Annotated in this window: 22 protein-coding genes; 6 read left to right on the top strand and 16 right to left on the bottom strand. The window is 65.6% G+C overall.

Going from position 1 to position 21,610, the window contains the following annotated elements; translation table 11 throughout:
- Window positions 1-134 precede the first annotated feature (134 nt).
- Window positions 135-1,163, bottom strand: a complete 1,029-nt coding sequence (locus D580_RS0100720; protein ID WP_018952527.1) for a ribonuclease Z — start codon at window positions 1,161-1,163, stop codon at window positions 135-137.
- Window positions 1,160-2,206: an RNA 3'-terminal phosphate cyclase gene (rtcA, locus tag D580_RS0100725; protein ID WP_018952528.1), complete on the bottom strand. Its 1,047-nt coding sequence runs from the start codon at window positions 2,204-2,206 to the stop codon at window positions 1,160-1,162. Before rtcA ends, D580_RS0100720 begins: the two co-directional genes overlap by 4 nt.
- 326 nt (window positions 2,207-2,532) lie before the next feature.
- Here rtcA and D580_RS0100735 point away from each other — a divergent pair, with 326 nt between their 5' ends.
- The 4 genes from D580_RS0100735 (at window position 2,533) to D580_RS0100750 (ending at window position 5,919) form a co-directional block, all read left to right on the top strand.
- Window positions 2,533-3,285 carry a DUF72 domain-containing protein gene (locus tag D580_RS0100735; RefSeq protein ID WP_018952529.1) on the top strand — a complete coding sequence of 251 codons (753 nt, stop codon included), beginning with the start codon at window positions 2,533-2,535 and terminating at the stop codon, window positions 3,283-3,285.
- A complete protein-coding gene (locus tag D580_RS14990; RefSeq protein WP_018952530.1) occupies window positions 3,282-4,397 on the top strand; it encodes a CapA family protein in 1,116 nt (371 codons plus the stop codon). The genes D580_RS0100735 and D580_RS14990 overlap by 4 nt, the downstream gene beginning before the upstream one ends.
- Before the next feature lie 209 nt (window positions 4,398-4,606).
- On the top strand, window positions 4,607-5,269 hold the full coding sequence (locus tag D580_RS0100745) for a phosphoribosyltransferase (RefSeq protein ID WP_018952531.1): 663 nt from the start codon (window positions 4,607-4,609) through the stop codon (window positions 5,267-5,269).
- Window positions 5,266-5,919, top strand: coding sequence for a dienelactone hydrolase family protein (locus D580_RS0100750; protein ID WP_018952532.1), 654 nt, complete (start codon window positions 5,266-5,268; stop codon window positions 5,917-5,919). Before D580_RS0100745 ends, D580_RS0100750 begins: the two co-directional genes overlap by 4 nt.
- A gap of 28 nt (window positions 5,920-5,947) precedes the next feature.
- Here D580_RS0100750 and D580_RS0100755 read toward each other — a convergent pair whose 3' ends face one another.
- From D580_RS0100755 to wrbA, 6 genes are all read right to left on the bottom strand, one after another.
- On the bottom strand, window positions 5,948-6,787 hold the full coding sequence (locus D580_RS0100755; protein ID WP_038042890.1) for a hypothetical protein: 840 nt from the start codon (window positions 6,785-6,787) through the stop codon (window positions 5,948-5,950).
- Between the two features lie 168 nt (window positions 6,788-6,955).
- Window positions 6,956-7,489, bottom strand: coding sequence for a YbjN domain-containing protein (locus tag D580_RS0100760; RefSeq protein ID WP_012638253.1), 534 nt, complete (start codon window positions 7,487-7,489; stop codon window positions 6,956-6,958).
- A gap of 26 nt (window positions 7,490-7,515) precedes the next feature.
- Window positions 7,516-8,139 (bottom strand): phosphoribosyltransferase, encoded by a 624-nt coding sequence (locus D580_RS0100765; protein WP_018952534.1) that lies wholly within the window; start codon window positions 8,137-8,139, stop codon window positions 7,516-7,518.
- A gap of 205 nt (window positions 8,140-8,344) precedes the next feature.
- Entirely contained in the window at window positions 8,345-10,165 is a 1,821-nt protein-coding gene (locus tag D580_RS0100770) for an ABCB family ABC transporter ATP-binding protein/permease (RefSeq protein WP_018952535.1), read from the bottom strand.
- Complete coding sequence (gene arfB / locus D580_RS0100775) at window positions 10,162-10,578, bottom strand: alternative ribosome rescue aminoacyl-tRNA hydrolase ArfB (protein WP_018952536.1); 417 nt, start codon at window positions 10,576-10,578, stop codon at window positions 10,162-10,164. Before arfB ends, D580_RS0100770 begins: the two co-directional genes overlap by 4 nt.
- A 109-nt stretch (window positions 10,579-10,687) precedes the next feature.
- A complete protein-coding gene (gene wrbA / locus D580_RS0100780; RefSeq protein WP_018952537.1) occupies window positions 10,688-11,347 on the bottom strand; it encodes an NAD(P)H:quinone oxidoreductase in 660 nt (219 codons plus the stop codon).
- 112 nt (window positions 11,348-11,459) lie between these two features.
- Here wrbA and D580_RS0100785 point away from each other — a divergent pair, with 112 nt between their 5' ends.
- Window positions 11,460-12,377, top strand: coding sequence for a LysR family transcriptional regulator (locus D580_RS0100785; RefSeq protein WP_018952538.1), 918 nt, complete (start codon window positions 11,460-11,462; stop codon window positions 12,375-12,377).
- A 106-nt stretch (window positions 12,378-12,483) separates the two neighbouring features.
- On the opposite strand, the gene D580_RS0100790 is transcribed toward D580_RS0100785, so the two are convergent.
- From D580_RS0100790 to D580_RS0100820, 7 genes are all read right to left on the bottom strand, one after another.
- Complete coding sequence (locus tag D580_RS0100790; protein WP_231363463.1) at window positions 12,484-13,227, bottom strand: DUF4197 domain-containing protein; 744 nt, start codon at window positions 13,225-13,227, stop codon at window positions 12,484-12,486.
- 8 nt (window positions 13,228-13,235) lie between these two features.
- Window positions 13,236-13,859 (bottom strand): DJ-1/PfpI family protein, encoded by a 624-nt coding sequence (locus D580_RS0100795; protein ID WP_018952540.1) that lies wholly within the window; start codon window positions 13,857-13,859, stop codon window positions 13,236-13,238.
- A 132-nt stretch (window positions 13,860-13,991) separates the two neighbouring features.
- Complete coding sequence (gene rnk / locus D580_RS0100800) at window positions 13,992-14,405, bottom strand: nucleoside diphosphate kinase regulator (protein WP_026289570.1); 414 nt, start codon at window positions 14,403-14,405, stop codon at window positions 13,992-13,994.
- 124 nt (window positions 14,406-14,529) lie between these two features.
- Entirely contained in the window at window positions 14,530-15,906 is a 1,377-nt protein-coding gene (locus D580_RS0100805; RefSeq protein ID WP_018952542.1) for a DEAD/DEAH box helicase, read from the bottom strand.
- Between the two features lie 241 nt (window positions 15,907-16,147).
- The gene (locus D580_RS0100810) at window positions 16,148-16,912 is read right to left on the bottom strand and encodes a sulfite exporter TauE/SafE family protein (RefSeq protein ID WP_018952543.1); all 765 of its coding nucleotides are present in this window, start codon (window positions 16,910-16,912) and stop codon (window positions 16,148-16,150) included.
- Between the two features lie 31 nt (window positions 16,913-16,943).
- The gene (locus D580_RS0100815; protein WP_018952544.1) at window positions 16,944-18,530 is read right to left on the bottom strand and encodes a diguanylate cyclase domain-containing protein; all 1,587 of its coding nucleotides are present in this window, start codon (window positions 18,528-18,530) and stop codon (window positions 16,944-16,946) included.
- Window positions 18,531-18,726: 196 nt separating this feature from the next.
- A complete protein-coding gene (locus D580_RS0100820) occupies window positions 18,727-19,632 on the bottom strand; it encodes an alpha/beta fold hydrolase (RefSeq protein WP_026289572.1) in 906 nt (301 codons plus the stop codon).
- 176 nt (window positions 19,633-19,808) lie between these two features.
- Between D580_RS0100820 and D580_RS0100825 the strand changes: the two genes are divergently transcribed.
- Entirely contained in the window at window positions 19,809-20,525 is a 717-nt protein-coding gene (locus tag D580_RS0100825) for a hypothetical protein (protein ID WP_018952546.1), read from the top strand.
- Between the two features lie 77 nt (window positions 20,526-20,602).
- Here the strand turns inward: D580_RS0100825 and D580_RS0100830 are convergent, their stop codons facing one another.
- Window positions 20,603-21,580 carry a quinone oxidoreductase family protein gene (locus D580_RS0100830; protein ID WP_018952547.1) on the bottom strand — a complete coding sequence of 326 codons (978 nt, stop codon included), beginning with the start codon at window positions 21,578-21,580 and terminating at the stop codon, window positions 20,603-20,605.
- Window positions 21,581-21,610 lie beyond the last annotated feature (30 nt).

Raw genomic sequence — 21,610 nt, forward strand, 5'->3', positions numbered from 1 at the left:
CTATTAGGAATTAATGATTTTTCCCTGTCAAGGGGATTTCAGGGCTTTGAGTCGTCATCGGGAACGCTGGCTGACGCGAGCGAGATAGTGACGTGAAACGTGAATAGATTGCTATTACAAATTGATTTAATTGATTAATCAGCTTGGTTATCCGGCGTGCCAAGGAATGCGTCCTGAACCTGGGCCTCGATGCGCGCCTCCTCGCCGGCGTGCCGGGGCGAGAAGTGAAACGGAATGACGCGCCTGGCGCCGGCCTCCCGGGCGAGGCTGCCGGCCTGCCCCGCCGTGAGGTGCGCGGTCTCGGCGGCGCGCGCGGCGGCCTCGTCCAGGAACGGCGCCTCCACGTAGAACAGGTCCGCCTCCCGGGCCAGGTCGAGGATGCGGGCCCGGTTGGCCGCGTGGTAGGCGGCGTCGACCACGTAGGCGATCTTCTGGCCCGGCACCTGCTCGAGCACCTCCCGGGCAAGCCGTCCCAGGGGATGCTCCACCCGGTGTTCCCCCCGCTCATCCCGCCAGCGGATCTCCACCGGCGTCTCGGCCGGCGCCTGGCGGCGCACCAGCTGCTTGAGACGGTTGAGCCAGGGCCCGGTGGGCAGACCCAGCTCGTCGAGGCGGTTCTTCCAGACGTTGAGATGGTCTTTCTCTTCCAGCACCAGGCCCAGGCAGGGGATGTGGTGATCCAGGTGCACGGCACGGACCCGGAAGGCGTCTTCCTCCAGCAGGATGCCGCGCGCCGTGCGTGTCGGCGGCAGCCCCCTGGGCTCGAAGGCCTCCCGGGCATGGAACCGGGTGCGGCGCAGGGTGCCGTCGTCCGCCAGTTCACAGGCCTCGATGACGAAACCCTGCGTGTAGTTCTGCATCAGGTTCCAGCTGTAGCCCTTGAGGCGATGGCCCACCTGATCGATGAACCCCGGCGGCCCGTACAGGCGCAGGTGCTTGTCGCGGCCGAGCATGAGGCGCACCAGGCGGTCCAGGCCCATGAAGTGATCCATGTGGGCATGGGTGACGAACACATCGCTCAGGCGCAGCACCCGGCGTGTGCCCAGGGCCGCGATCTCCCCCAGGTCGAACATGAGCGCCCGGCGCTGGAACAGGAAATCGATGTACAGGGCCGGGTCGCCCCGGGTGCCGTTCACGAGATGGGTCTGGAACAGGGGTTTCATGGTGTGGTTCCGGGCGTGACATGCACAGTGCCGGGTTGGCCCAGTTCGCCCTCTATGCGGATCTCCATGGGCAGGAAGGCCTGGATCACCCGGGCCTGGGTGAGCAGATGCAGGGTCACCTGGCTGGTGCGCAGGATCGACGCACCGTCCGCCAGCGCCAGGGGCAGCAGCAGCTGGTCCGCCAGCCAGCGATCCACGGCGGCCCCGGTGGCCAGGAAGCCGAGCAGGTCATCCACCGCCTCGTCCGCCACCCGCTCGGCGCGCTTGCCGCGCTCGCCCAGGGCGAAGAAACAGGCCTGGCCCCGCTCGAAACGGGCCAGCAGGGCCAGCACCGTGCCCGGTGAGCGGGCCGGCAGGTGTTCGATGGCGATGTCCAGGTCGCAGTGAAGTGTCTGCAGGCGCCGCAGCGCCCTGCCCCGCTGGCGTTCGGCGATCTTCTCCGGCAGGTTGGCGACCGCCGATAGCCCCTGGATGGACAGGAGCCTGCCCCGGTCGGTGAGGTCCAGGCCGCGGGGCCGGGCGCTGCCCGGGATCAGGGCATGGATCTCGCCGCCGCCCGGTGGATAGAAGCCCGCCATGGGCATGTGCAGTTCGAAGGGCATGCCGATGTGTCCGAGCATCACCCGCCAGTGCCAGTCCAGGTAATGGAAACAGGGGCTGTGGGGCACGTGGGTGCCGCCGGTGACCGTGACCCGGGAGGCGCCATCGGCCATGGCCAGGGGCGGCAGGACGGTCTGCAGGACCAGGGACGTGGCGCCGGCGGTGCCGATGTCGAAGTGGTAGTCGCCGGGCACCACGGGACCGGGCAGGAATTCCAGGGTCTGGGAGCCGATGCGGTCGCCCTCCACCCGCGCGCCGCTCACCCGGGCGGCGGCCTGTACCGCCATGGCGTGCTGGAAGCCGAGACCCGGGTTGTCGCGCCGGGCGCGGATGTGTTCGAGGCGCACCCCGCGCCCGGTGATCAGGGCGAGGCTCAGGGCGCTGCGCAGCACCTGGCCGCCGCCCTCGCCCATGGTGCCGTCGATGTGGATCAGGTCCGTCATGGTGCTCACCCGAATCCCGTGTTCCGTCCTCCATCCCACATAGGGCGGGCCATGCCCGCCATCAGCCTATCTCACATAGGGCGGGCCGTGCCCGCCATCAGCCTATCCCGCATAGGGCGGGCCATGCCCGCCATCAGCCGCAGTTTCGCCGTGAGCAGGCGGCCACGGGCCGCCCTATGAACCGGCATACACCGGAGACTTGCTCAACAGCCTGCCAGGTGCACTATGCGGGCTGATTCCCTCTCCCATCCACTATCCCGCTTGGCGCCAGGCACCGCAACCGGCCCGACGTACTATGCTCCAAGGGCGGGCGCCTGGGAGATGACATGGCTGTTCCACAGGGCCGACTGCGTATCGGCACTTCAGGTTACCAGTACCAGCACTGGGCAGGATGCTTCTATCCCGCCGAACTGCCGCGCCGGGACTGGTTTGCCCATTACGCCGGGTTTTTCGACACGGTGGAGATCAACAACACCTTCTACCGTTTGCCGGGTGCGGACACGTTCGAACACTGGCGTGTACAGGCCCCGGCGGGGTTCGTCTATGCGCTCAAGTTCAGCCGCTACGGCAGCCATCTCAAGCATCTCAAGGATCCCGACCGGACCATCGGGCGTTTCCTCGCGGCCGCGGAGCACCTGGGTGAACATCTGGGGCCGATCCTGGTGCAGCTGCCGCCCCGCTGGAGAGCCGATGTACCTCGGCTCGATGCGTTTCTCGCCTGTGCGCCCAGGCAGCATCGCTGGGCGGTGGAGTTCCGCGACCCGGACTGGCTGCGGGACGAGGTCTTCGAGGTCATGAAGCGTCACGGCGCGGCCCTGTGCATCCACGACCTGATCCCCGGTCACCCCGAGGTGCTGACCACCGACTGGACCTACCTGCGCTTCCATGGCGGACCCGATGGAGGCGCATACCGCAACGCAATCCTGTCAGCCCGGGCCCGACAGGTGCGCAGCCTGCTCATGGCGGGCAAGGACGTGTATGCCTATTTCAACAACGACATCGCAGGCCATGCGGTCAGAAACGCGCTGACCCTGAAACGTGACCTGGCGGATCTCCGCGCCGGGGAGCCGCAGGGGTGAACGGTGAGATCAGCCTGTTCGTGTGCGGTGACGTCATGACCGGGCGGGGCATCGACCAGGCCCTGCCCTACCCGGCGCCGCCCGACCTCTACGAGCCCTGGGTGCAGGATGCCCGGGAGTACGTGAGTCTTGCCGAGGCCGCCAACGGCGAATTCCCGAAGCCGATGGCGCCCGCCGACATCTGGGGCGATGCCCTGGCCGAACTGGTGCATTTCAGGCCGCACTTGCGCCTGATCAACCTGGAAACCGGGATCACGCGCCACGGCACGCCCTGGCCGGACAAGGGCATCCATTACCGCATGAGTCCCGAGAACGCCGCCTGCCTGCAGGCGGCAGGGATCGACTGTTGCTCGCTGGCCAACAACCATGTCATGGACTGGGGCGTGGACGCCCTGCGGGAGACCTGCCGGGTGCTGGACGGACTGGGCATCGCCCACGCCGGTGCCGGCGAGGATCTGGGGGCAGCGATGAAACCGGCACGCCTCGACGTGGCCGCGGGACACCGGGTGTGGGTCTTCAGCCTCGGCATGACCGACAGCGGCATCCCGCCCGAGTGGCATGCGGCCAGGGACCGGCCCGGGGTGTGGCTGGCCACGGAGGCCTCGGCAGCCGGTGCGGAACCTGTTGCCGAGCGGATCCGGGCGTACAAGCGTCCCGGTGACCTGGCGGTGGTGTCGGTGCACTGGGGCAGCAACTGGGGCTATCGCATCCCGAAGGGACACCGTGAATTTGCCCACCGGCTGGTCGACGCCGGCGCGGACCTGATCCACGGACATTCCTCCCACCACCCGATCGGCATGGAACTCTACCGGGGACGTCCTATCCTCTATGGCTGTGGAGACTTCATCAACGACTACGAGGGCATCCGGGGTTACGAGATCGTTCAGCCGGATCTGACCCTTATGTACATCCCGGCCTTCGATGCGGCGACCGGCGTGTTGAGATCCATGTCCATGACCCCCCTGCGCCGGGCGCGTTTCTCCCTGCACCGCACCGGCAAGGACGATGCTCGCTGGCTTTGCGAAATGCTCAACCGGGAGCGCCAGGGAGATGATGATCCGGAATTCCGGCTGGATGATGCTGGGCGGATACAGTGGGATCTTGCGCAGTGACGCAAAGACGCCAAGGCGCCGAGGGAAGACAACTGGACAGGATCGACAGGATTAACAAGATTTACAGGATTAAAGCTGGCTTATAGAGCGTTAAGGTCTTGATCCTGCTAATCCGAATAAATCCTGTCAATCCTGTCGATTCATTTCAGTCCTTCGCGTCTTTACGTCGAGGTTTTTGATCACCAAACAAAACCGGGAGGAGCCACATCATGACAAGGCTTCCGTTCAAGGACAGGATAGAGGGCGCCGTTGCGCTGGCCGAGGCGCTCTCCGATTATGCCGGCCGGGATGATGTGCTGGTGCTGGGCCTGCCGCGGGGCGGCGTGCCGGTGGCGGCCGAGGTGGCGCGCAGGCTGGGCGCAGGGCTTGACGTGATCATCGTGCGCAAGCTCGGTGCGCCAGGCCAGCCGGAGCTGGCGGTGGGCGCCATTGCCAGCGGCGGCGGACGGGTCTTCAACGAGGACCTGGTGCGCCTGATGCATCTCTCGCCCACGGCCCTGGAACGCATCATCGAGCGCGAGAGCAAGGAACTGGAACGACGCGAACGTCTGTATCGCGGCGCGCATCCCTTCCCGCAGATGAAGGACCGTTGCCTGATCCTGGTGGACGACGGCCTGGCCACCGGCGCCACCATGCGCGCGGCGGTCAACGCGGTGAGAAGCACGGGCCCCCGGGAGGTGGTGGTGGCCGTGCCGGTGGCGCCTTCCGACACCGTGGAGGTGCTTGCCCAGGAAGCGGACCGGGTGGTGTGCGTAGCCACGCCCGAGAACTTCATGGCCGTGGGTCGCTGGTACCTGGACTTCTCCCAGGTGGAGGATGTGGAGGTGATGGATATCCTGGCGGAGGCCTGGGCAAGGCAGGATGCCTCATGAACATCGAGCATCGTGAACTGGACATCCAGGCCGGAACGCTGAGCCTTCCAGGCATACTGGCACTGCCCTCGCCGGCCCGCGGCATCGTGGTGTTCGCCCACGGCAGCGGCAGCAGCCGGTTCAGTTCCCGCAACCGGTTCGTGGCCGACCTGTTGAATCGGGCGGGTCTCGCCACCCTGCTGTTCGACCTGCTCAGCGCCGAGGAGCATGAGGTCGATCAGTTCACCCGCGAGTATCGTTTCGACATCCCCCGGCTCGGCGACCGCATGACCGCCACCGTGGACTGGCTCAAGTCCCAGGCGGACCTGGGGGTGCTTTCACTCGGCTTGTTCGGTGCCAGCACGGGTGCGGCGGCGGCGCTCATCGCCGCGGCCGCGAGGCCCGTGGAGGTGGCGGCGGTGGTGTCCCGGGGCGGGCGTCCCGACCTGGCAGCAGCCTCCCTGCCCCTGGTGCAGGCACCGACGCTGTTCATCGTCGGCGGCCTGGACGGGCCGGTGATCGATCTCAACCGTGGTGCTGCGGGAAGACTGCGATGCGAGCATCACATGGAGATCGTCCCCGGCGCCACGCACCTGTTCGAGGAGCCTGGCACCCTGGAGCAGGCCGCGGGCCACGCCCGGGACTGGTTCGTGAAATATCTCTCCTCCTGAACGCAACGCCCGTTGGACGTTCTGTCCCTCAGGCCGCAGGGCCTGTGGCGCCCTGTCGCGCTTCCTGTCGTGACATGATCTGATCGAGCCGCTGGCGCGCCCGCTCGCTGGTGAGGCGCTCGCGCTCCATCAGCATGTCGATGGCCAGCTGGGCATGGCCCTGGTGCATCGCCCGCACCACCCGTTCCTCGAATTCGTGATCCTGCAGCGCCTGCAGGTTCGCGGTCAGATGCAGGCGTTGCGTCGTGATGCCATAGATCCTGAATGCTTCGGCAATGCGACCGATGCGGGGCGTGACACGGCTGCGATGACTGCGCAGCTCGATGCGGTAGCCTTCCGCGTTCTCGGTGATCGGGTTGAACATGAAACGCAGCTTGATCGGCCGTGACCTGTGGATGTGTGACGGCCGATGGGTGTCGGTCAGTTCCTTGACACGCGACTTGTCCACCACGATCTCGAGGCCGGTGAGATCATTCAGCTTGTGTTTTTCCTTGGGCCTCGTCCATGGACGGCGGCGCCACTGTTCTCTAACGATGCGCGCGCCCCGCAGGGCTTCGGCGGGAATGAACAGGGTCCTGTGGTCTTCGTTGGAGATGTGGCCGCCGGTCTGCAGCGCGATGCCATGGCTGTAGAACCTGATCAGCCAGTTCTCGGGCCGCAGGGTCGCCATGAGGATACGGGGCTGGATCAGGAGCAGCAGCGTCAGAGCGCCGCCGGAGGCGAGGATGATGAACAGGGGGAAGTCCTGCGCCAGGGCCAGCCAGAAGAAGCCGCCCAGCAGGCCCAGCAGCATCAGCATCGCCAGCAACTGGAAGAGCGGGCTTTCCCTGACCACCAGACGGGGTCTGTGTCCCCTCAACTCGATCATGGATGGGGGCTAGCAGGCTGTTGAATAACCCTCGGGTGGCGCCATGCTGCGTTGGAAAGCGGCTCAAAGCGCCTGAGTGATCTGGGCTCATGTACTCGCATGTACACTGCGCTTTTTCGCCGCTTTCCGCCTTGCCTGGCATCCACCGGAGACTTTTTCAACAGCCTGCTATCCGACTGTCGGTGAGATTCCTGCGCGCAGTTCCCGATCCCGGCGCGGGGTGACGGGCTTTGAGTCGTCAACGCCCTGGCCGTGGACGACCTCGCGCACGAACATGTCGATGAGCATGTTGAAGGTCTGCAGCCAGTCCTTGAGGCGGTCTACGGTGATGCCGCCGTCCAGGTCCAGGTCGGACTCGAAGATGGTGTCGCCGTCGCGATCCAGGTAGGCCTTGGCGAGTATGCGGTTGCGGTTCCAGGCGTTGACCTGTTCCAGGGTGATGCCCATGCCGACAAAGGCCACGTTCATCTGCAGCTGTCGGCCGTTGCCGGAGCCCACAATCACCACCACGGGACGGCCGTGCATCATGACGATGACATCATCATCCTCGTCGATGCGCGTGCCGGTGAAGCCAAGCTCCTTCAGGAGGCCCTCCACCTGCTTGGCATTGGTGGAGGAGATGATGGTCTGATCCGCCTGGGCCGGGAGGACCAGCAGGAGACTCAGGACCAGGGCGGTGACCAGGGGCAACAGGTGGCGCATGGTGGATCTCTCAGGTGAACGGGGTGTCAGGTACCATCTTGCTCCGGAATCCGGATCAGGGAAAGGATGCGTTGCAACTCGGCATCCTCCAGGTGGATGCCGTAGTCGGCACGCAGGCGATCCTTGATCTGTGCCTCGTCGGCGGTGGGCGGATCCATGTCCCGGATGAAGCCGCCGATGTCCTCGACCCGGGCCCAGGGATAGATGATCCAGCGCCATTCCAGCACCTCGGCCACGTGGAAATCCGCATGCACCGGCGAGGTGGCCTTCTCGTGGAGCACCGCCGTGCGCACCTCGGCCGCGCCCGCGGCCTCCACATGGGTCCGGGCCACCACCAGGGTATCGCCGGTGTCGTTGACGTCATCCACGATCAGCACCCGCTTGCCCTGCACGTCTCCCGACAGGGGGTACTTCACCCAGGCCTTGGCCTCCATCTTCGCGGGGCCGGTGTAGTGCTGCACCTTGATGCTGGTCATGTCCTGCAGGTGCAGGTAGTCGCACAGGTAGCGTGCCGGCACGAAACCGCCCCGTGCGACCGCCACCACCAGGTCTGGTCTGAACCCCGAATCCCGCACCTGGCAGGCCAGCTGGTAACTCAGGTCGATGACGCTCTGCAGGGAGATCAGTTCACAGCGCATGGGGGTGGGCATTTGTGCTCCGGTGAATCACAAAATCTTCAACGCAAAGACGCGAAGGCGCAAAGAACGCGAAGGAAGTTCTGGGTTAAACAACCCGGTCACCACAATGTTCTTGCCAAGGGTTGATCTGGAATCAAACGTTTCCATGTTTTGACACAAAAAGATGTTCTTTGCGTTCCTCTGCGTCTTCGCGTCTCTGCGTCGAGGCTTTTGACGTTCATTCCACCAGCGCCGATTCCGCCGCAATCCGTTCCTGCTGCTGGTGGGTCCAGAGCTGGGCGTAGGTGCCGCCCAGGGCCAGGAGTTGCGCGTGGCTGCCCTGCTCCACGATGCGTCCGCCGTCCAGCACGATGATGCGGTCGGCGTCCACGATGGTGGACAGGCGGTGGGCGATGGCGAGCGTGGTGCGACGCTGGGAGACCTCGTTCAGGGCGTCCAGGATCACCTTCTCGGCGTGGGAGTCCAGGGATGAGGTGGCCTCGTCCAGCACCAGGATGGGCGGGTCCTTGAGCAGCACTCGGGCGATGGCGATGCGCTGCTTCTCGCCGCCGGAGAGTTTGAGTCCCCGCTCGCCTACCTGGGTCTCAAGTCCCTGGGGCAGCGAGGCGATGAAGCCCTCCAGGTGCGCCATACGCACGGCGCGCAGGATCTCTTCCTCGCTGGCATCCGGACGGCCGTAAGCGATGTTGTAGCGCACCGTGTCGTTGAACAGCACCGTGTCCTGGGGTACCACGCCGATGGCCCGGCGCAGGCTCTCCTGGGTCACGCTGCGGATGTCCTGGCCGTTGATGGTGATCCGGCCCTCGGTGACGTCGTAGAAGCGGAACAGCAGGCGCGCGATGGTGGACTTCCCTGCCCCGCTGGGACCGACGATGGCCAGTTTCTGGCCGGCGGGGATCTCGAAGCTCACGTCCTTGAGGATGGGCCGGTCCTCGGTGTAGGCGTAGCTCACGTGCTCGAAGCGGATGGCGCCGCCGTCGGGCTTGAGTTCCGTGGCATCGGCGGCGTCCACCACCCGCGCGGGCTGGTACATGAGCTTGAACAGGCGCTCGATGTTGATCAGGGCCTCGCGGATTTCCCGGTACACGAAGCCCAGGAAATTGAGCGGCATGAACAGCTGGATCATGTAGGCGTTGATCATGACCAGGTCGCCCAGGGTCATCTGCCCGGCAGCCACCCGGTGCGCCGCCATGATCATCATCACCGTGATGGAGGCGGCGATGATGAGGGCCTGCCCGGAGTTGAGACCGGCCAGCGACAGGCGGTTCTTCATGCGCGCCTCTTCCCAGGCCTCCAGGTTGCGGTCGTACTCCCTGGCCTCGTAGGTCTCGTTGCCGAAGTACTTCACCGTCTCGTAGTTGAGCAGGCTGTCCATGGCCCGGGTGTTGGAGACGTTGTCCATCTGGTTGCTTTCGCGCACGAAGCGGTTGCGCCATTCGGTGACGTAGATGGAGAAGATCACGTACACCGCCACCGCGGCCAGCACCGTGAGCGCGAAGCTGGCATCGAAGGCCACCAGCATGATCACCGTGATCAGGCCGATCTCAAGCAGCGTGGGCACGATGTTGAACAGCATGAAGCGCAGCAGGAAGCTGATGCCGGTGGTGCCGCGCTCGATGTCGCGGGCGAGCCCCCCGGTCTGGCGGGAGAGATGAAAGCCGAGATCCAGGCGGTGCAGGTGTTCGAAGACCTTGAGCGAGACCCGGCGCATGGCCCGCTCCGCCACCCGGGCGAACACCGCGTCGCGCAGTTCGCCGAAGAACACCGAGGTGAAACGCAGCGCACCGTAGCCGATCAGCAGGGCCAGGGGCACGGCCACCAGCACCTCGGCGGGAGATTCCAGGCCGCGGGTCTCGAAGTGATCGACGATGAACTTGAGCGCCACCGGTACCAGGACGCCGGCGACCTTGGCCAGCGCCAGCAGGCCCAGGGCCAGGATCACCCGGCCCCGGAACTCCATCAGGAAGGGAAGCAGGCTGATGATGATGCGCCAGTTGACCGGGCCGCCCCGGTAGTCGCTGTCCCTGCGTGTTCTCACTGGATGTCCACCTTGCCGCGCAGCTCCTTGGTGCGACCCCGGCGGGTCTTCTCGTCCACCCGCTTGCGCTTGGTCGTGAGGCTCGGCCGGGTGGGCTTGCGGGCCTTGGGCACCACGGCGACGCTGCGGATCAGCTCGGCGAGGCGTCGCAGGGCGTCTTCCCGGTTGCCTTCCTGGGTGCGGAAGCGCTGGGCCTTGATGATGACCACCCCCTCGCGGGTGATGCGATGGTCACGCAGGGCCAGCAGGCGGGTCTTGTAGAAGTCGGGGAGCGAGGAGCCGGGGATATCGAAGCGCAGGTGAATGGCGCTGGAGACCTTGTTGACGTTCTGCCCGCCCGCCCCCTGGGCGCGGATCGCGCTGATCTCGATCTCGTGATCGGGGATGGAGACCTTGTTGGAGATGGCAAGCATGGCTGTGGGCGGCTTTGGCGAGCCCACAGTCTATCAAAGGACGTGAGGAGAGAGGTGTGAGGAGAGAGGCGCGAATGCTCACCTCTCTCCTCCTCTGGCTCCGCTTACATCAGCCGCCTGAGGCCAGACGGGTCACGCTCGACGCCGCGCCCATCTGCGCCTTGCCCAGTTTCTGCGCCGCGGCCGTCTCTGCCACGTGGCGACCCTGGGATCGGGCCATGGCCAGCTCGATCTCGGAGGGCTGGCGGCTGCCGTCGCCGGCGGCCAGGGTGGTGGCGCCGTATGGGGAGCCGCCCGCCACCTCATCCAGGGTCAGCTGGCGCTTCTCGGTGTAGGGCAGGCCCACCACGGTCATGCCCAGGTGCATGAGGTTGACGATGGTGGAGATCAGCGTGGTTTCCTGGCCGCCGTGCTGGCTGGCCGTGGAGGCAAACACGCTGCCCACTTTGCCCACCAGCTTGTCCTGGAACCACAGCTGGCCGGTCTGGTCCAGGAAGTTGGCCATCTGGGCGGCCATGCGACCGTAGCGGGTGGGGGTACCGATGATGATGGCGTCGTAGTCGGCCAGTTCGGCGGGGGTGGCGATGGGGGCGGCCTGGTCCAGCTTGGCACCGGCGCCTTTGGCGACTTCCTCGGGCATCAGCTCCGGGACCCGCTTGATGACGGCCTCGGCGCCCTGCACTTCGCGCACGCCCTCGACCACGGCCTGGGCCATCTGCTCCACGTGGCCCCAGGTGGAGTAATACAGGATCAGCACTTTGGTGTTCATGGACGTTCCTCCGGAACGATGGAATATGGGAACGTCATCAGTTTATTTGTTGCGATTTACTGAAATAAGGATTAAGAATCGAAACCAGTGTTCTGTTAATTGGTACATAACCATGAAACTGGAAGGTATTCGCACCTTTGTGGCCATCGTCGAGGCCGGCTCCATCACCGCCGCTGCCCGACGCCTGGGCGTGGCCAAGTCCGTGGTGAGCCACCGGCTCTCGGAGCTGGAGGATTCGGTGGGCGCGCGGCTGATCCAGCGCTCCTCCCGCCGGCTTTCGCTCACCGAGCAGGGGGAGATGTTTCACCGCTTCAGCGCCCGCATGCTGGGGGAGCTGGACGAGGCGGTGTCGCGCATCGCCGAGGAGGGCCACGAGCTGCGCGGTCCGCTGCGGGTGGCCGCGCCCATGAGTTTCGGCCTGCTGCACCTGGGTCCTGCCCTTTACCCCTTCCTGCGTGAACACCCCGGCATCCAGCTGGACCTGGACCTGAACGACCGCATGGTGGACCTGGTGGGGGAAGGCTACGACATGGCTATCCGCATCGGTCAGCTGCCGGACTCGACCCTGGTGGCCCGGCGCCTGGTCTCGAGCCGCCACCTGCTGGTGGCCAGCCCTGCTTACCTGGCTGAACACGGCAGACCGACGCACGTGGAGGCGCTGTCAGAGCACCGGGGGATCCTCTACTCGAACGTGCATCCCAACGACCAGCTGCGCTTCAAGCGCGAGGGCAGCACGGTCACGGGCCATTTCGCCACGGCCCTGCAGGTGAACAACGGCGATGCCATGCGCGATGCCGCCATTGCCGGCCTGGGTCTGGCGGTAATCCCGGACTTCATCGTCTGGCAGGCCCTGGCGGACGGGCGGCTGGTGGTGGTGGAACTGGACGGCAGGCTGCCGGAGGTGGGCGTGTATGCGGTGTTCCCCCAGAACCGGCATCTGACCGCCAAGGTCAGGGCGTTGACGGAACACCTGGCGGCGAGTTTCGGGGATCCGCCGTATTGGAAGTACGAAGGGGGAATAGGGAAGTAGGAATCGAAGTGTGAAGGGTGAATTGGGAAGTGCGAAGTGAATGCTTTTTTCCCACTTCCCAATTCTCCCTTCACACTTCTAATTCGCACTTCCCAATTCTCCCTTTTCACTTCAACCCCCCACTTCCAAACACCTTCCTCAGCAGTTCCGTGGTGCGCCGGGCCGGGTCCTGGCGGATGGCAGTCTCCTCCACGGCCAGGTAATGGAACACCCCGTCCAGGGCGCGGCCGACCACGTGGCCGCTCAGGTCCGTGTCCACCTCGGGCAGGAACGGGATGCTGCGGTAGCGGCGCATCAGGTCGTCGTGCACGCGCACGGCACCTGCTTCCGAGAGGGTCTCGTCCACGATGGGACGCATCTCCGTGCCCAGGGGCTCACGCATGCGGGATTCGAAATAGCGGGTGGCGGCATCGTCCGGCCCGTTCAGGATGGACTGGGCGTCCTGGATGCTCATGTCGCGGATGGCGTTGACGAACAGCGCCCTGGCGCGGGGCGTGGCCGCCTCGGCGGCGCGGTTCATGCGCACTTCGAGATCGTCCAGCATGCCGCTCAGGCCGATGCGGGACAGTTGTTCCTGCGCGCGGGTCAGGCCGTAGGGCAAGGGGATGCGCACCCGGGGGTCGTTGAGGAAGCCGCCGGGCGCGCCCAGCCGGCTGACCACGTTGTCGGTACCGATGCGCAATGCTTCGCGCAGGCCGTCGATGATCTCGGCCTGGGTCAGGCCCGAGGTGGTGGTGCTGCCGCCGGTGATCCCGCGCAGCAGCTGCTGACCCCGTTCCCACCAGTTGGCCTGGGCCTGGCCGGCCGGGATTGCCAGCAGCAGGGTGAGCAGAAAGCGGCGACGTGTCATGTGAGGCATCAGAGTTTCACCCTTCGTGTGTTGTCCGTGGGCCAGGGGTATTCCATGTTTCGGGCGGCGTTGGCGGCCACCTCCACCCCATGATCCCGCGCCACCAGGTGCAGTGCCAGGTCCATGCCCGCGGAGATGCCGGCGGAACTGATGAGGTCACCATCCTGCACCACGTGCAGGTCCTCGTGCACGCGGACCCGTGGGAAATGTTCTTTCATGAAGGACAGGGAACGCCAGTGGGTGGTGGCGTCGCGTCCGTCCAGCAGGCCGGCAGAGGCCAGCAGCAGGGAGCCGGTGCACACCGAGGCGAGCGTGCTCACCTGCCCTGCCCTCTCCCTGAGCCAGGCTTGCAGTGCTGCATCCTCCAGCAAGGCGCGCACGCCCCAGCCGCCGGGTACCACCAGGATGTCCAGGGCGGGCGCATCGTTCAGTGAACACGTGGGGAGCACGCGCATGCCGCCGGAACAGGTGACCGGCTCAGCGCTGGTCGCCAGCAGGCTCACCCGGTAGGGGGACTCGGTCTCGCGCCGGCGCGCTTCGTCCAGGCGCGTGGTGACGAAGACCTCGTAGGGGCCGGTGAAGTCCAGCACCTCCACGTTTTCGAAGATCAGGATGCCGACGTGCTTATGCATGTGCCTGGAATCCGGAAAGGATAGCCGCGCAGACGCGCAGGCGCAGAGACATCAACCATACATCATTCAAGCACCGTTCCGATGCTTGCTGCTTGAATCTCTGCGCCTGCGCATCCCCGCGGCCGGGTCTTGTCAGCGATGCAGCTCCCCCGCCGCCTCCGGCTGGTAGAGGATCTCCATGATGCGCACGTTCATCTCGCCGCCCTTGGGGGTGGGCCAGGCGATGCTGTCGCCCACGGACAGGCCCAGCAGGGCGCTGCCGATGGGGGCCAGTACGGAGATCTTCTCCTCATCGCCGTCCATGCCCGAGGGGTAGACCAGGGTGCGCTGGAATTCGCGGCCTTCCGGTTCCACGCGGAAACGCACCCTGGAGTTCATGGTCACCAGGGTGGGCGGGACCTGCGACGGTTCAACCACGTTGGCGCGCTCCAGTTCGGCCGCCAGCTGGCGGTGGTTGGCCAGGGCCTCTCTTGGCAGGCTGTCGAGCAGGTGCTCGAGACGGTCCAGATCCAGGGAAGACAGGGTGATGTTCGGTTGCTCTGTCATGTCTGCGTTCTCCTGCAGAAACTGCAAATGCACAACGGCCCGCGCAGAGCGCGGGCCGATATGGATTTCACTTTAATGGTTATCGACCCGGCCTGCCAGGGCCGGGTCCTCAGAAACGGGTTGCTTAACCCCGGTTGCCGCCGCGAGGGCCGCCGCTGCGGGCGCTGTTGCCCCCACGGCCTCGACCACCATTGCCCTGGCCCCCGGGACCCTGACGGCGGGCGCCAGCGGGCGCGCCACCCGGACGGCCGCCGCGGGGAGCGCCCTGACGGGCGCCGTTGCCCGGGCGTCCGCCACCGGGACGACCACCACGGGGCGGGCGACTCACGTCGGCATCATTGGCGGATTTCGGCGGCGCCACGAAGCCTTCAGTCTGGATGCGCTCGATGGGACGGCGGATCAGGCGCTCAATGCTGGTCAGCAGACGCATCTCCTCCCGGTCCACCAGGGACAGCGCGGCGCCGGCAGCACCGGCCCGGCCGGTACGGCCGATGCGGTGCACGTAGTCCTCGGGCACGTTGGGCAGCTCGAAGTTGACCACCTGGGGCAGCTGGTCGATGTCCAGGCCACGGGCGGCGATGTCCGTGGCCACCAGCACCGGGATACGGCCGTTCTTGAACTGGTCCAGGGCCTTGGTGCGGGCCGCTTGGCTCTTGTTGCCGTGGATGGCGGCCGCCGGGATGCCGTCCTTGGACAGCTTCTCCGCCAGGCGGTTGGCGCCGTGCTTGGTACGGGTGAACACCAGCACCTGTTCCCACTGATTCTGCTTGATCAGGTGGCTGAGCAGGTCACGCTTGGCATGGCTCTCCACCAGGTGCACGTGCTGCTGCACGCGCTCGGCGGTGGTGTTGCGCGCGGCCACTTCAACGCTGGCCGGGTTGCTCAGGATGCCGTCCGCCAGGCTGCGCATCTCGTCGGAGAAGGTGGCGGAGAACAGCAGGTTCTGACGCTTGGCCGGCAGCAGCTTCATGATGCGGCGGATGTCATGGATGAAGCCCATGTCCAGCATGCGGTCGGCCTCGTCCAGCACCAGGATCTCCACACCGGAGAGGTCCACGGTCTTCTGGCCGGCGTGGTCCAGCAGCCGGCCCGGGGTGGCGACGATGATGTCCACCTGGCCGCGCAGGGCACGGATCTGGGGATTGATGTTCACGCCACCGAACATCACCAGGGAGCGCAGGGTCAGGTACTTGCCGTAGGTCTCCACGGACTCGTGCACCTGGGCGGCCAGCTCACGGGTGGGGGTCAGCACCAGGCAGCGGGGACGGCCCGGCCCGCTCTTGACGGCGGGACGGTGGGACAGCAGCTGCAGGATGGGCAGGGTGAAGCCTGCGGTCTTGCCGGTGCCGGTCTGGGCGGCGGCGCGCAGGTCGCGGCCCTTGAGCACTTCGGGGATGGCCTGGGACTGGATGGGGGTCGGCGATTCATAGCCGGTCTCTTCCAGGGCACGCAAAAGGGGATCGGCCAACCCGAGGTCGGCAAACTTGGAAACAGAAGACATGGGAAAACTCCAACGGCAACCAGCCGCTCCGTACCGGAGGGGCGCCCATCGAGGAAGACGAAATCAGGGGGTAGGAAATCGGATGAACGGACGCTGACGGGCGGGGCGTTCGATGGGGGGCACTATACAGGAATAAGGGCGAAGTGGGAATTGGGAAGTGGGAAAAGAAGTGAGAAGTGGGAATTGGGAAGTTGGAAGTGAAGATCTCAAACTTCGCACTTCCCAATTCGCCCTTCCCACTTCAAGACAGTTCCCGAAAGAACTGCACCACCAGCAATCCACTCAGCACCCACAGGACACCTCTCAGCCATCCCCGGTAGGCATCGGCGGAGAACCGGTCGCGGATGGCCATGCCGGTGCGCAACCCCACCAGGGCCAGGATCGCCAGCGGCAGGGACAGCAGCACGAGCCCGGGACTGATCATGCCGAAGGCGGTGAAGGTGGCGGTCTGGGCGCTCTTGCCGACGAGGAAGGCCAGGTTGGTTGCCTGTACCACGACGAGCGGTGCGACCCGCAGTTCCAGAAAGTAGATCATCAGGGCCGGGCCGCCCACATTCACCGTTCCCCCCATCAGGCCTCCGGCCAGTCCGGCCACGCGGCCGCTGCCTTTGGGGTGGCGCTGGATGATGCTGAAATCGATGCGCTTGATCTGGTCGCTGAGCAGGTAGAGGACGATGGTCAGGGCCAGCAGCAGGCGGAACGGGTTGGGATCCAGCAGGATCAGCAACAGGGTGCCCAGCACGGAGCCGAGGAGCATCCAGGCCGCCACGTGCCAGAAACGTCCCAGGCTCTCGCCCAGGTTGCCGCCCCGCAGCATGCTCCAGACATTGACGGCGATGTTGGGCCCCAGGGTCATGAGGATGGCGGTCTGCACGTCGGTGACCAGGGCCAGCAGCGGCGTGGCGACCATGGGAAAGCCCAGCCCGAAGACCCCGTGGATCAGCGCAGCGCCCAGCACCACGGTCACGACCACGAGGATCTCGTTGAGACTGAAGGCGTCCATCATCAGGATAAAGAGTTTGGATTGAGCGTGGCCCTCAGGCCACGATGCAGACCTGGTTCTTGCCGCGCCGCTTGGCCACGTAACAGGCCTCGTCGACGCGCCGCATGACGGTCTCCGGGTCCGTGTCACGGGAAGTGATGGCATGCACGCCGATGCTGGCGCCAGCCCCCTTGAGTGCGCGACCCTCGAAGGTGAAGGTCAGCTCACTAATCGAACGGGCGAGATTGTCGACGATCTGCTGGGCGTTGTCCAAATCGCAATCGCTGAGCAGGATGGCAAACTCGTCGCCACCCAGGCGAGCCAGGCTGTCGTGACGGCGGATGCAGCTGGACATGGTCCTGACCAGGGCCACCAGGAAGGCATCGCCGGCGTGGTGCCCGTGGGTGTCGTTGAGGTGCTTGAAGTCATCCAGGTCCAGATAGATGAGGGTGCATGCCCTGCCCTGCCTGGCATCCAGGCAGGCGCGCTGCAGTTCCACCTCGAAGGCGCGGCGATTGAGTGCGCCGGTGAGGTGATCGTGCTGGGCATCCCAGGTCATCTGTTCCATGTGCGCCAGGTCCGCGCTCACGTCGCGGAAGATGAAGCTCACCCGCACGCGCTGGTCGTTCTCGTCGAAGATGGGGGAGACGGTCTCCTCCACGTAGTGCAGGACACCCTGGCGGTCCTCCAGTGTCTGGTAGCGGTGGACGCGGGTGGCCACGCTCGACAGCAGGGTCGCAAACACCCCGGGGGGCATGCAGGGGTCGCCGCTGGGACGGCTCAGTCGGTAGACCTCGTCGATGGACTCACCCAGGGCGCGCTCCGGTGCAAGACCGGTCATGTGGCCGGCGGCCCGGTTCATGGACAGGATGAACCCCTGGGCGTCGGTCACGATCACACCATCGGCGATGTTGTTCAGGGTGCCGATCGCCAGTTCCTTCTCCTCGTTCAGGGAGTTCTCGATGCTTCTCAGGCGCACCAGCACACGGGCGGCGCCGGCGAGCACGGAGATGATGATCAGCAGTGTCACCACCGCGAGCATACGCAGGGCCGTCTGGTACCTGATCTCGGAATCATGTCGCGCGGCGTAGGCGTTGTCCTGTACGGTCTGGGCGAGGCGCTGGAAGATATTGAGCAGGGACATCTCCAGGGGCAGATCCTGGTCGACGATGGCCGACCAGATCTCCGGGCCCTGCTCACCGCCCAGGATGCGCTGCATGATGTCTTCCTGAAGGGGGGCGGTGACGCGGATGATCTCCAGGGCGTCGTTCAGCAGGGCCCGTTCCTTGGGGTCCAGGCCCAGGGCGATGAGCCGGTCGCGCAGTTCGATGAACTCCACCGCCACGGCCCGGAACTCCATGAAGCGTGCGTCGCGAAACCAGGGGTCGTCCTTGAAGGCCACGCTGTAGAGTTGCAGGGAACGGGCCTGCACGATGTTGGACATGCGGTGGATCAGTTCCACCTTGCGGTTGTGGACCTCGGAGACCTGGGTCATGGCGGACTGCAGGGCCGTGAGGTAGTAGAGGCTCACGGCCGCATAGATGCAGAGCAGAACCAGGGTCAGCAGCGCGCTGCGCCGCACCAGGGCGAGACTGGAGCGTTTGTCTTTGGCAAAAATCAGCTCGGCCAGGCTTTTTTTCACTTTGCATTTCGGCCCGAGAGGGTGGCTTGGCGTGCCCTTCATTGGGCATTCTGTGAGGCAATCTTAGTTGCGCAGGCAGTGCACAACAATGCGGATCAGACAACGGGCGCAGCGGCGTTGACAGGCGGTCGGAGAATGAAATATGAAAAAAACATGATCATCAGTGACCTGGGGCATGTGTTGCAGACTGAAACGCTTATTCCCTGATTGAAGTTGTGGTTAATACCAGTCCCTGGCACCATTGATCGATGGCGGCTGTCGCCTCTTGCGGTTTTTCCGTGAGCAGCCAGTGGTTGGCGTCGATGTGAACGCGTTCGAGATGCGGAAACAGCTGGATCTGCCGGCTGTTGATCAGCGGGTCGCTGATGCCGGATCCCCTGGATTGCAGCACCAGCACCGGTTGTTTGATCTGTGCGAGATGAGGCAATGGCCGGACCACCTCGCGCAGGTCCTGCAGATAGTTGGCCAGGGGCAGAAACCGCAGGTCGGCCCGGGGGCTCATGTACAGGCGCACGATGTCCTGTAGTTCCCCCTCTTCCAGCCTCTGACGTGCCTGTGCATCCAGGGCATGCAGGTCCCGGTAGGGGAACCGGCGACTGGCCGCGAAGATCCGGCCGATCAGCCTGACGGGCGGGATGAGCAGACAATTGAGCAGGTTGAGACGGCGCACGACGCCCAGCACGCCGCGCAGGGCCTCGGGGAACACCGGGTCGATGAGGATCAGCGCCCGCACCCGGTCCGGATGCCGTACCGCCAGTTCCATGGCCACCTGAGCGCCGAGGCTGTGCCCCATGAACACCGCCTGCGCATGCCCTTCCCTGTCCAGCAAGCTGATCTGGTCCTGGCACCAGTGCCATCGGCTAAAGGCCTTGCGCGTCATGGAAGCGCCATGGCCACGCAGGTCCGGCTGGTAGAGATCCCAGGTATCACGCAGGCGGCTGTGGGCGCAGAACTCGCTGAAGCGGGTGCCGTTGCTGGCGACGCCATGCAGGGTGACCAAAGCCGGTGCCTCGGGAAGCCCGCAGCGGTGTGCGCGGTAGCCAAGGCGAAGGCCGTCGCTTGCAGTGAGATAGTGGAGGGGGGCGTGAATGGCCGCATTCATGGGGCCATCCTAATGCAGATCGAAGGATCGGTGGGCAGCCGCTGCCCGACAGCACGTGGCTGATACCGTCTATCTTTTGCCGGGCGCCGGATATCTCGCCGGAAGCAACCATTTCCCGCAAGCGGCGTCACAGGGATATACTCATTTCGAGTCTCCTGACTGATCCGGAGGTCCCCATGAAGCTCTGGTCCGCCCTGTTCTGCCTGTTTTTCTCCGCCAGCGTGCTCGCGGCTGAGACCATCCCCTTCGAACACTGGACGGTCATCTCCCGCGCCGACTCCGCGACCGGCGAGATCACCTTGGCCGCCTACACCCGCAATCGCGAGGGTCACCTGCTGGCCTTCGGTCAGAAGGACAACGGACCCATCGATGGCGCCCTTATGCTTAACGAGCGCAGCGGCAGCCGGGCCCGTGCGGACCATCCCCTGAACCTGCGTTTCAGCCAGGGCGCCGAGTACCGCGTCGAGGGCCTGCGCATCCCGGAGACCGCGCGGGGCCAGGGACCCGAAGGCACGGCCAGCCGCGTGGAATGGCAGTTGTGGGAGAAGAAACAGGGCGGCAGAGTGCCGGAAGCCCTGGGTTCGCTGGCCGAGGCCCGCGAGGTGACGGTTGAATATCGGGATGCCGAGGGGGAACTGCGCCAGACCAGCTTCTCGCTACGCGGCGCTAACCGGGCCCTGGCCTGGGTGCTCCAGGAAGGCCCGATGACCGCCAGCGTGCACACCATCGACACCCTCTCCGAGGAGGCCGCCTTCGCCTGCCAGCGCAACGGCAACGGTGACTCAGGCCGGGTGGCCCACTGCTTCGACGGCATCGTGTCCTGCTGGGACAAGACCGCCAGCGGTTCCGTGGCGGCCTTCAGCAGCTGCCTGAGAAGCGAAGGGGTTTTGTAAGTGGCAAGTGGCAAGTGGCAAGTGGCAAGGAAAACAGCATCACGATTGCCCTTGCCACTTGAGACTTGCCACTGCCCCTACGGCAGTAGGACCGTGGATCCCGTCGTCTTCCTGCCCTCCAGATCCCGATGGGCCTGGGCCGCGTCCTTGAGCGCATAGGTCTGGTTGATCTCGATCTTCACCGCCCCGCTGCCCACCACCTCGAACAGATCCCCGGCGGCCCAGTTCAGGTCCTCGGGGGTGGAGGTGTAGTGGAACAGGGTCGGACGGGTGAGGAACAGGGAGCCCTTCTTGGCCAGCAGGGCCGGCTCGAAGGCAGGCACCGGGCCGGACGCGTTGCCGAAGGTGACCATCATGCCCAGGGGGCGCAGGCAGTCCAGGGAGCCCATGAAGGTCTCCTTGCCCACGGAGTCGTAGACCGCGTCCACGCCCTTGCCGCCGGTGATCTCCCGTACCCGGGCGACGAAGTCCTCGCGTGTGTAGACGATGGGGTGGTCGCAGCCATGGGCCCGGGCGATCTCCGCCTTGGCGTCGGTACCGACGGTGCCGATCACCGTGGCCCCCAGGTGCCTGGCCCACTGGCAGGCAATCAGGCCCACGCCACCGGCGGCCGCGTGGATCAGCACCGTGTCACCGGGTTCCACCCGGTGGATGCGTCGCAGCAGGTAATGGGCCGTCATGCCGCGCAGCATCATGGCGGCTGCGGTGCGTTCCTCGATGTTGTCCGGCAGCTTCACCAGGCGCGCGGCCGGCATGATGCGGGCCTCGGCATAGGCCCCCGGCGGCGGCGTGGCATAGGCCACCCGGTCGCCTTCCTTGAGGGTCTGCACCCCTTCCCCCACGGCCTCCACCACGCCCGCGGCTTCCATGCCCAGGCCGCCCGGCAGGGACGGCAGGGGGTAGAGTCCGGTGCGGAAGTAGACGTCGATGAAGTTCAGGCCCACGGCGGTCTGGCGTAGGCGTACCTCGCCGGGCCCGGGTTCACCCACCTCGATGGCTTCCCAGCGCATGACCTCGGGGCCGCCGGTCTCGTGGATTCGGATTGCATGGGTCATGGGTTGCTCCTTGAAAGGGAGGAAAACGAT

This window comes from Thioalkalivibrio sulfidiphilus (assembly GCF_000377945.1).
GTDB lineage: Bacteria > Pseudomonadota > Gammaproteobacteria > Ectothiorhodospirales > Ectothiorhodospiraceae > Thioalkalivibrio_A > Thioalkalivibrio_A sulfidiphilus_A.

What these genes read in the sequence shown, in the direction of transcription:
- D580_RS0100720 (WP_018952527.1), bottom strand. Translation starts at nt 1,163, where the DNA reads ATGAAACCCCTGTTCCAGACCCATCTCGTGAACGGCACCCGGGGCGAC.
- rtcA (WP_018952528.1), bottom strand. Translation starts at nt 2,206, where the DNA reads ATGACGGACCTGATCCACATCGACGGCACCATGGGCGAGGGCGGCGGC.
- D580_RS0100735 (WP_018952529.1), top strand. Translation starts at nt 2,533, where the DNA reads ATGGCTGTTCCACAGGGCCGACTGCGTATCGGCACTTCAGGTTACCAG.
- D580_RS0100745 (WP_018952531.1), top strand. Translation starts at nt 4,607, where the DNA reads ATGACAAGGCTTCCGTTCAAGGACAGGATAGAGGGCGCCGTTGCGCTG.
- D580_RS0100750 (WP_018952532.1), top strand. Translation starts at nt 5,266, where the DNA reads ATGAACATCGAGCATCGTGAACTGGACATCCAGGCCGGAACGCTGAGC.
- D580_RS0100755 (WP_038042890.1), bottom strand. Translation starts at nt 6,787, where the DNA reads ATGATCGAGTTGAGGGGACACAGACCCCGTCTGGTGGTCAGGGAAAGC.
- D580_RS0100760 (WP_012638253.1), bottom strand. Translation starts at nt 7,489, where the DNA reads ATGCGCCACCTGTTGCCCCTGGTCACCGCCCTGGTCCTGAGTCTCCTG.
- D580_RS0100765 (WP_018952534.1), bottom strand. Translation starts at nt 8,139, where the DNA reads ATGCCCACCCCCATGCGCTGTGAACTGATCTCCCTGCAGAGCGTCATC.
- arfB (WP_018952536.1), bottom strand. Translation starts at nt 10,578, where the DNA reads ATGCTTGCCATCTCCAACAAGGTCTCCATCCCCGATCACGAGATCGAG.
- wrbA (WP_018952537.1), bottom strand. Translation starts at nt 11,347, where the DNA reads ATGAACACCAAAGTGCTGATCCTGTATTACTCCACCTGGGGCCACGTG.
- D580_RS0100785 (WP_018952538.1), top strand. Translation starts at nt 11,460, where the DNA reads ATGAAACTGGAAGGTATTCGCACCTTTGTGGCCATCGTCGAGGCCGGC.
- D580_RS0100790 (WP_231363463.1), bottom strand. Translation starts at nt 13,227, where the DNA reads ATGACACGTCGCCGCTTTCTGCTCACCCTGCTGCTGGCAATCCCGGCC.
- D580_RS0100795 (WP_018952540.1), bottom strand. Translation starts at nt 13,859, where the DNA reads ATGCATAAGCACGTCGGCATCCTGATCTTCGAAAACGTGGAGGTGCTG.
- rnk (WP_026289570.1), bottom strand. Translation starts at nt 14,405, where the DNA reads ATGACAGAGCAACCGAACATCACCCTGTCTTCCCTGGATCTGGACCGT.
- D580_RS0100805 (WP_018952542.1), bottom strand. Translation starts at nt 15,906, where the DNA reads ATGTCTTCTGTTTCCAAGTTTGCCGACCTCGGGTTGGCCGATCCCCTT.
- D580_RS0100810 (WP_018952543.1), bottom strand. Translation starts at nt 16,912, where the DNA reads ATGATGGACGCCTTCAGTCTCAACGAGATCCTCGTGGTCGTGACCGTG.
- D580_RS0100820 (WP_026289572.1), bottom strand. Translation starts at nt 19,632, where the DNA reads ATGAATGCGGCCATTCACGCCCCCCTCCACTATCTCACTGCAAGCGAC.
- D580_RS0100825 (WP_018952546.1), top strand. Translation starts at nt 19,809, where the DNA reads ATGAAGCTCTGGTCCGCCCTGTTCTGCCTGTTTTTCTCCGCCAGCGTG.
- D580_RS0100830 (WP_018952547.1), bottom strand. Translation starts at nt 21,580, where the DNA reads ATGACCCATGCAATCCGAATCCACGAGACCGGCGGCCCCGAGGTCATG.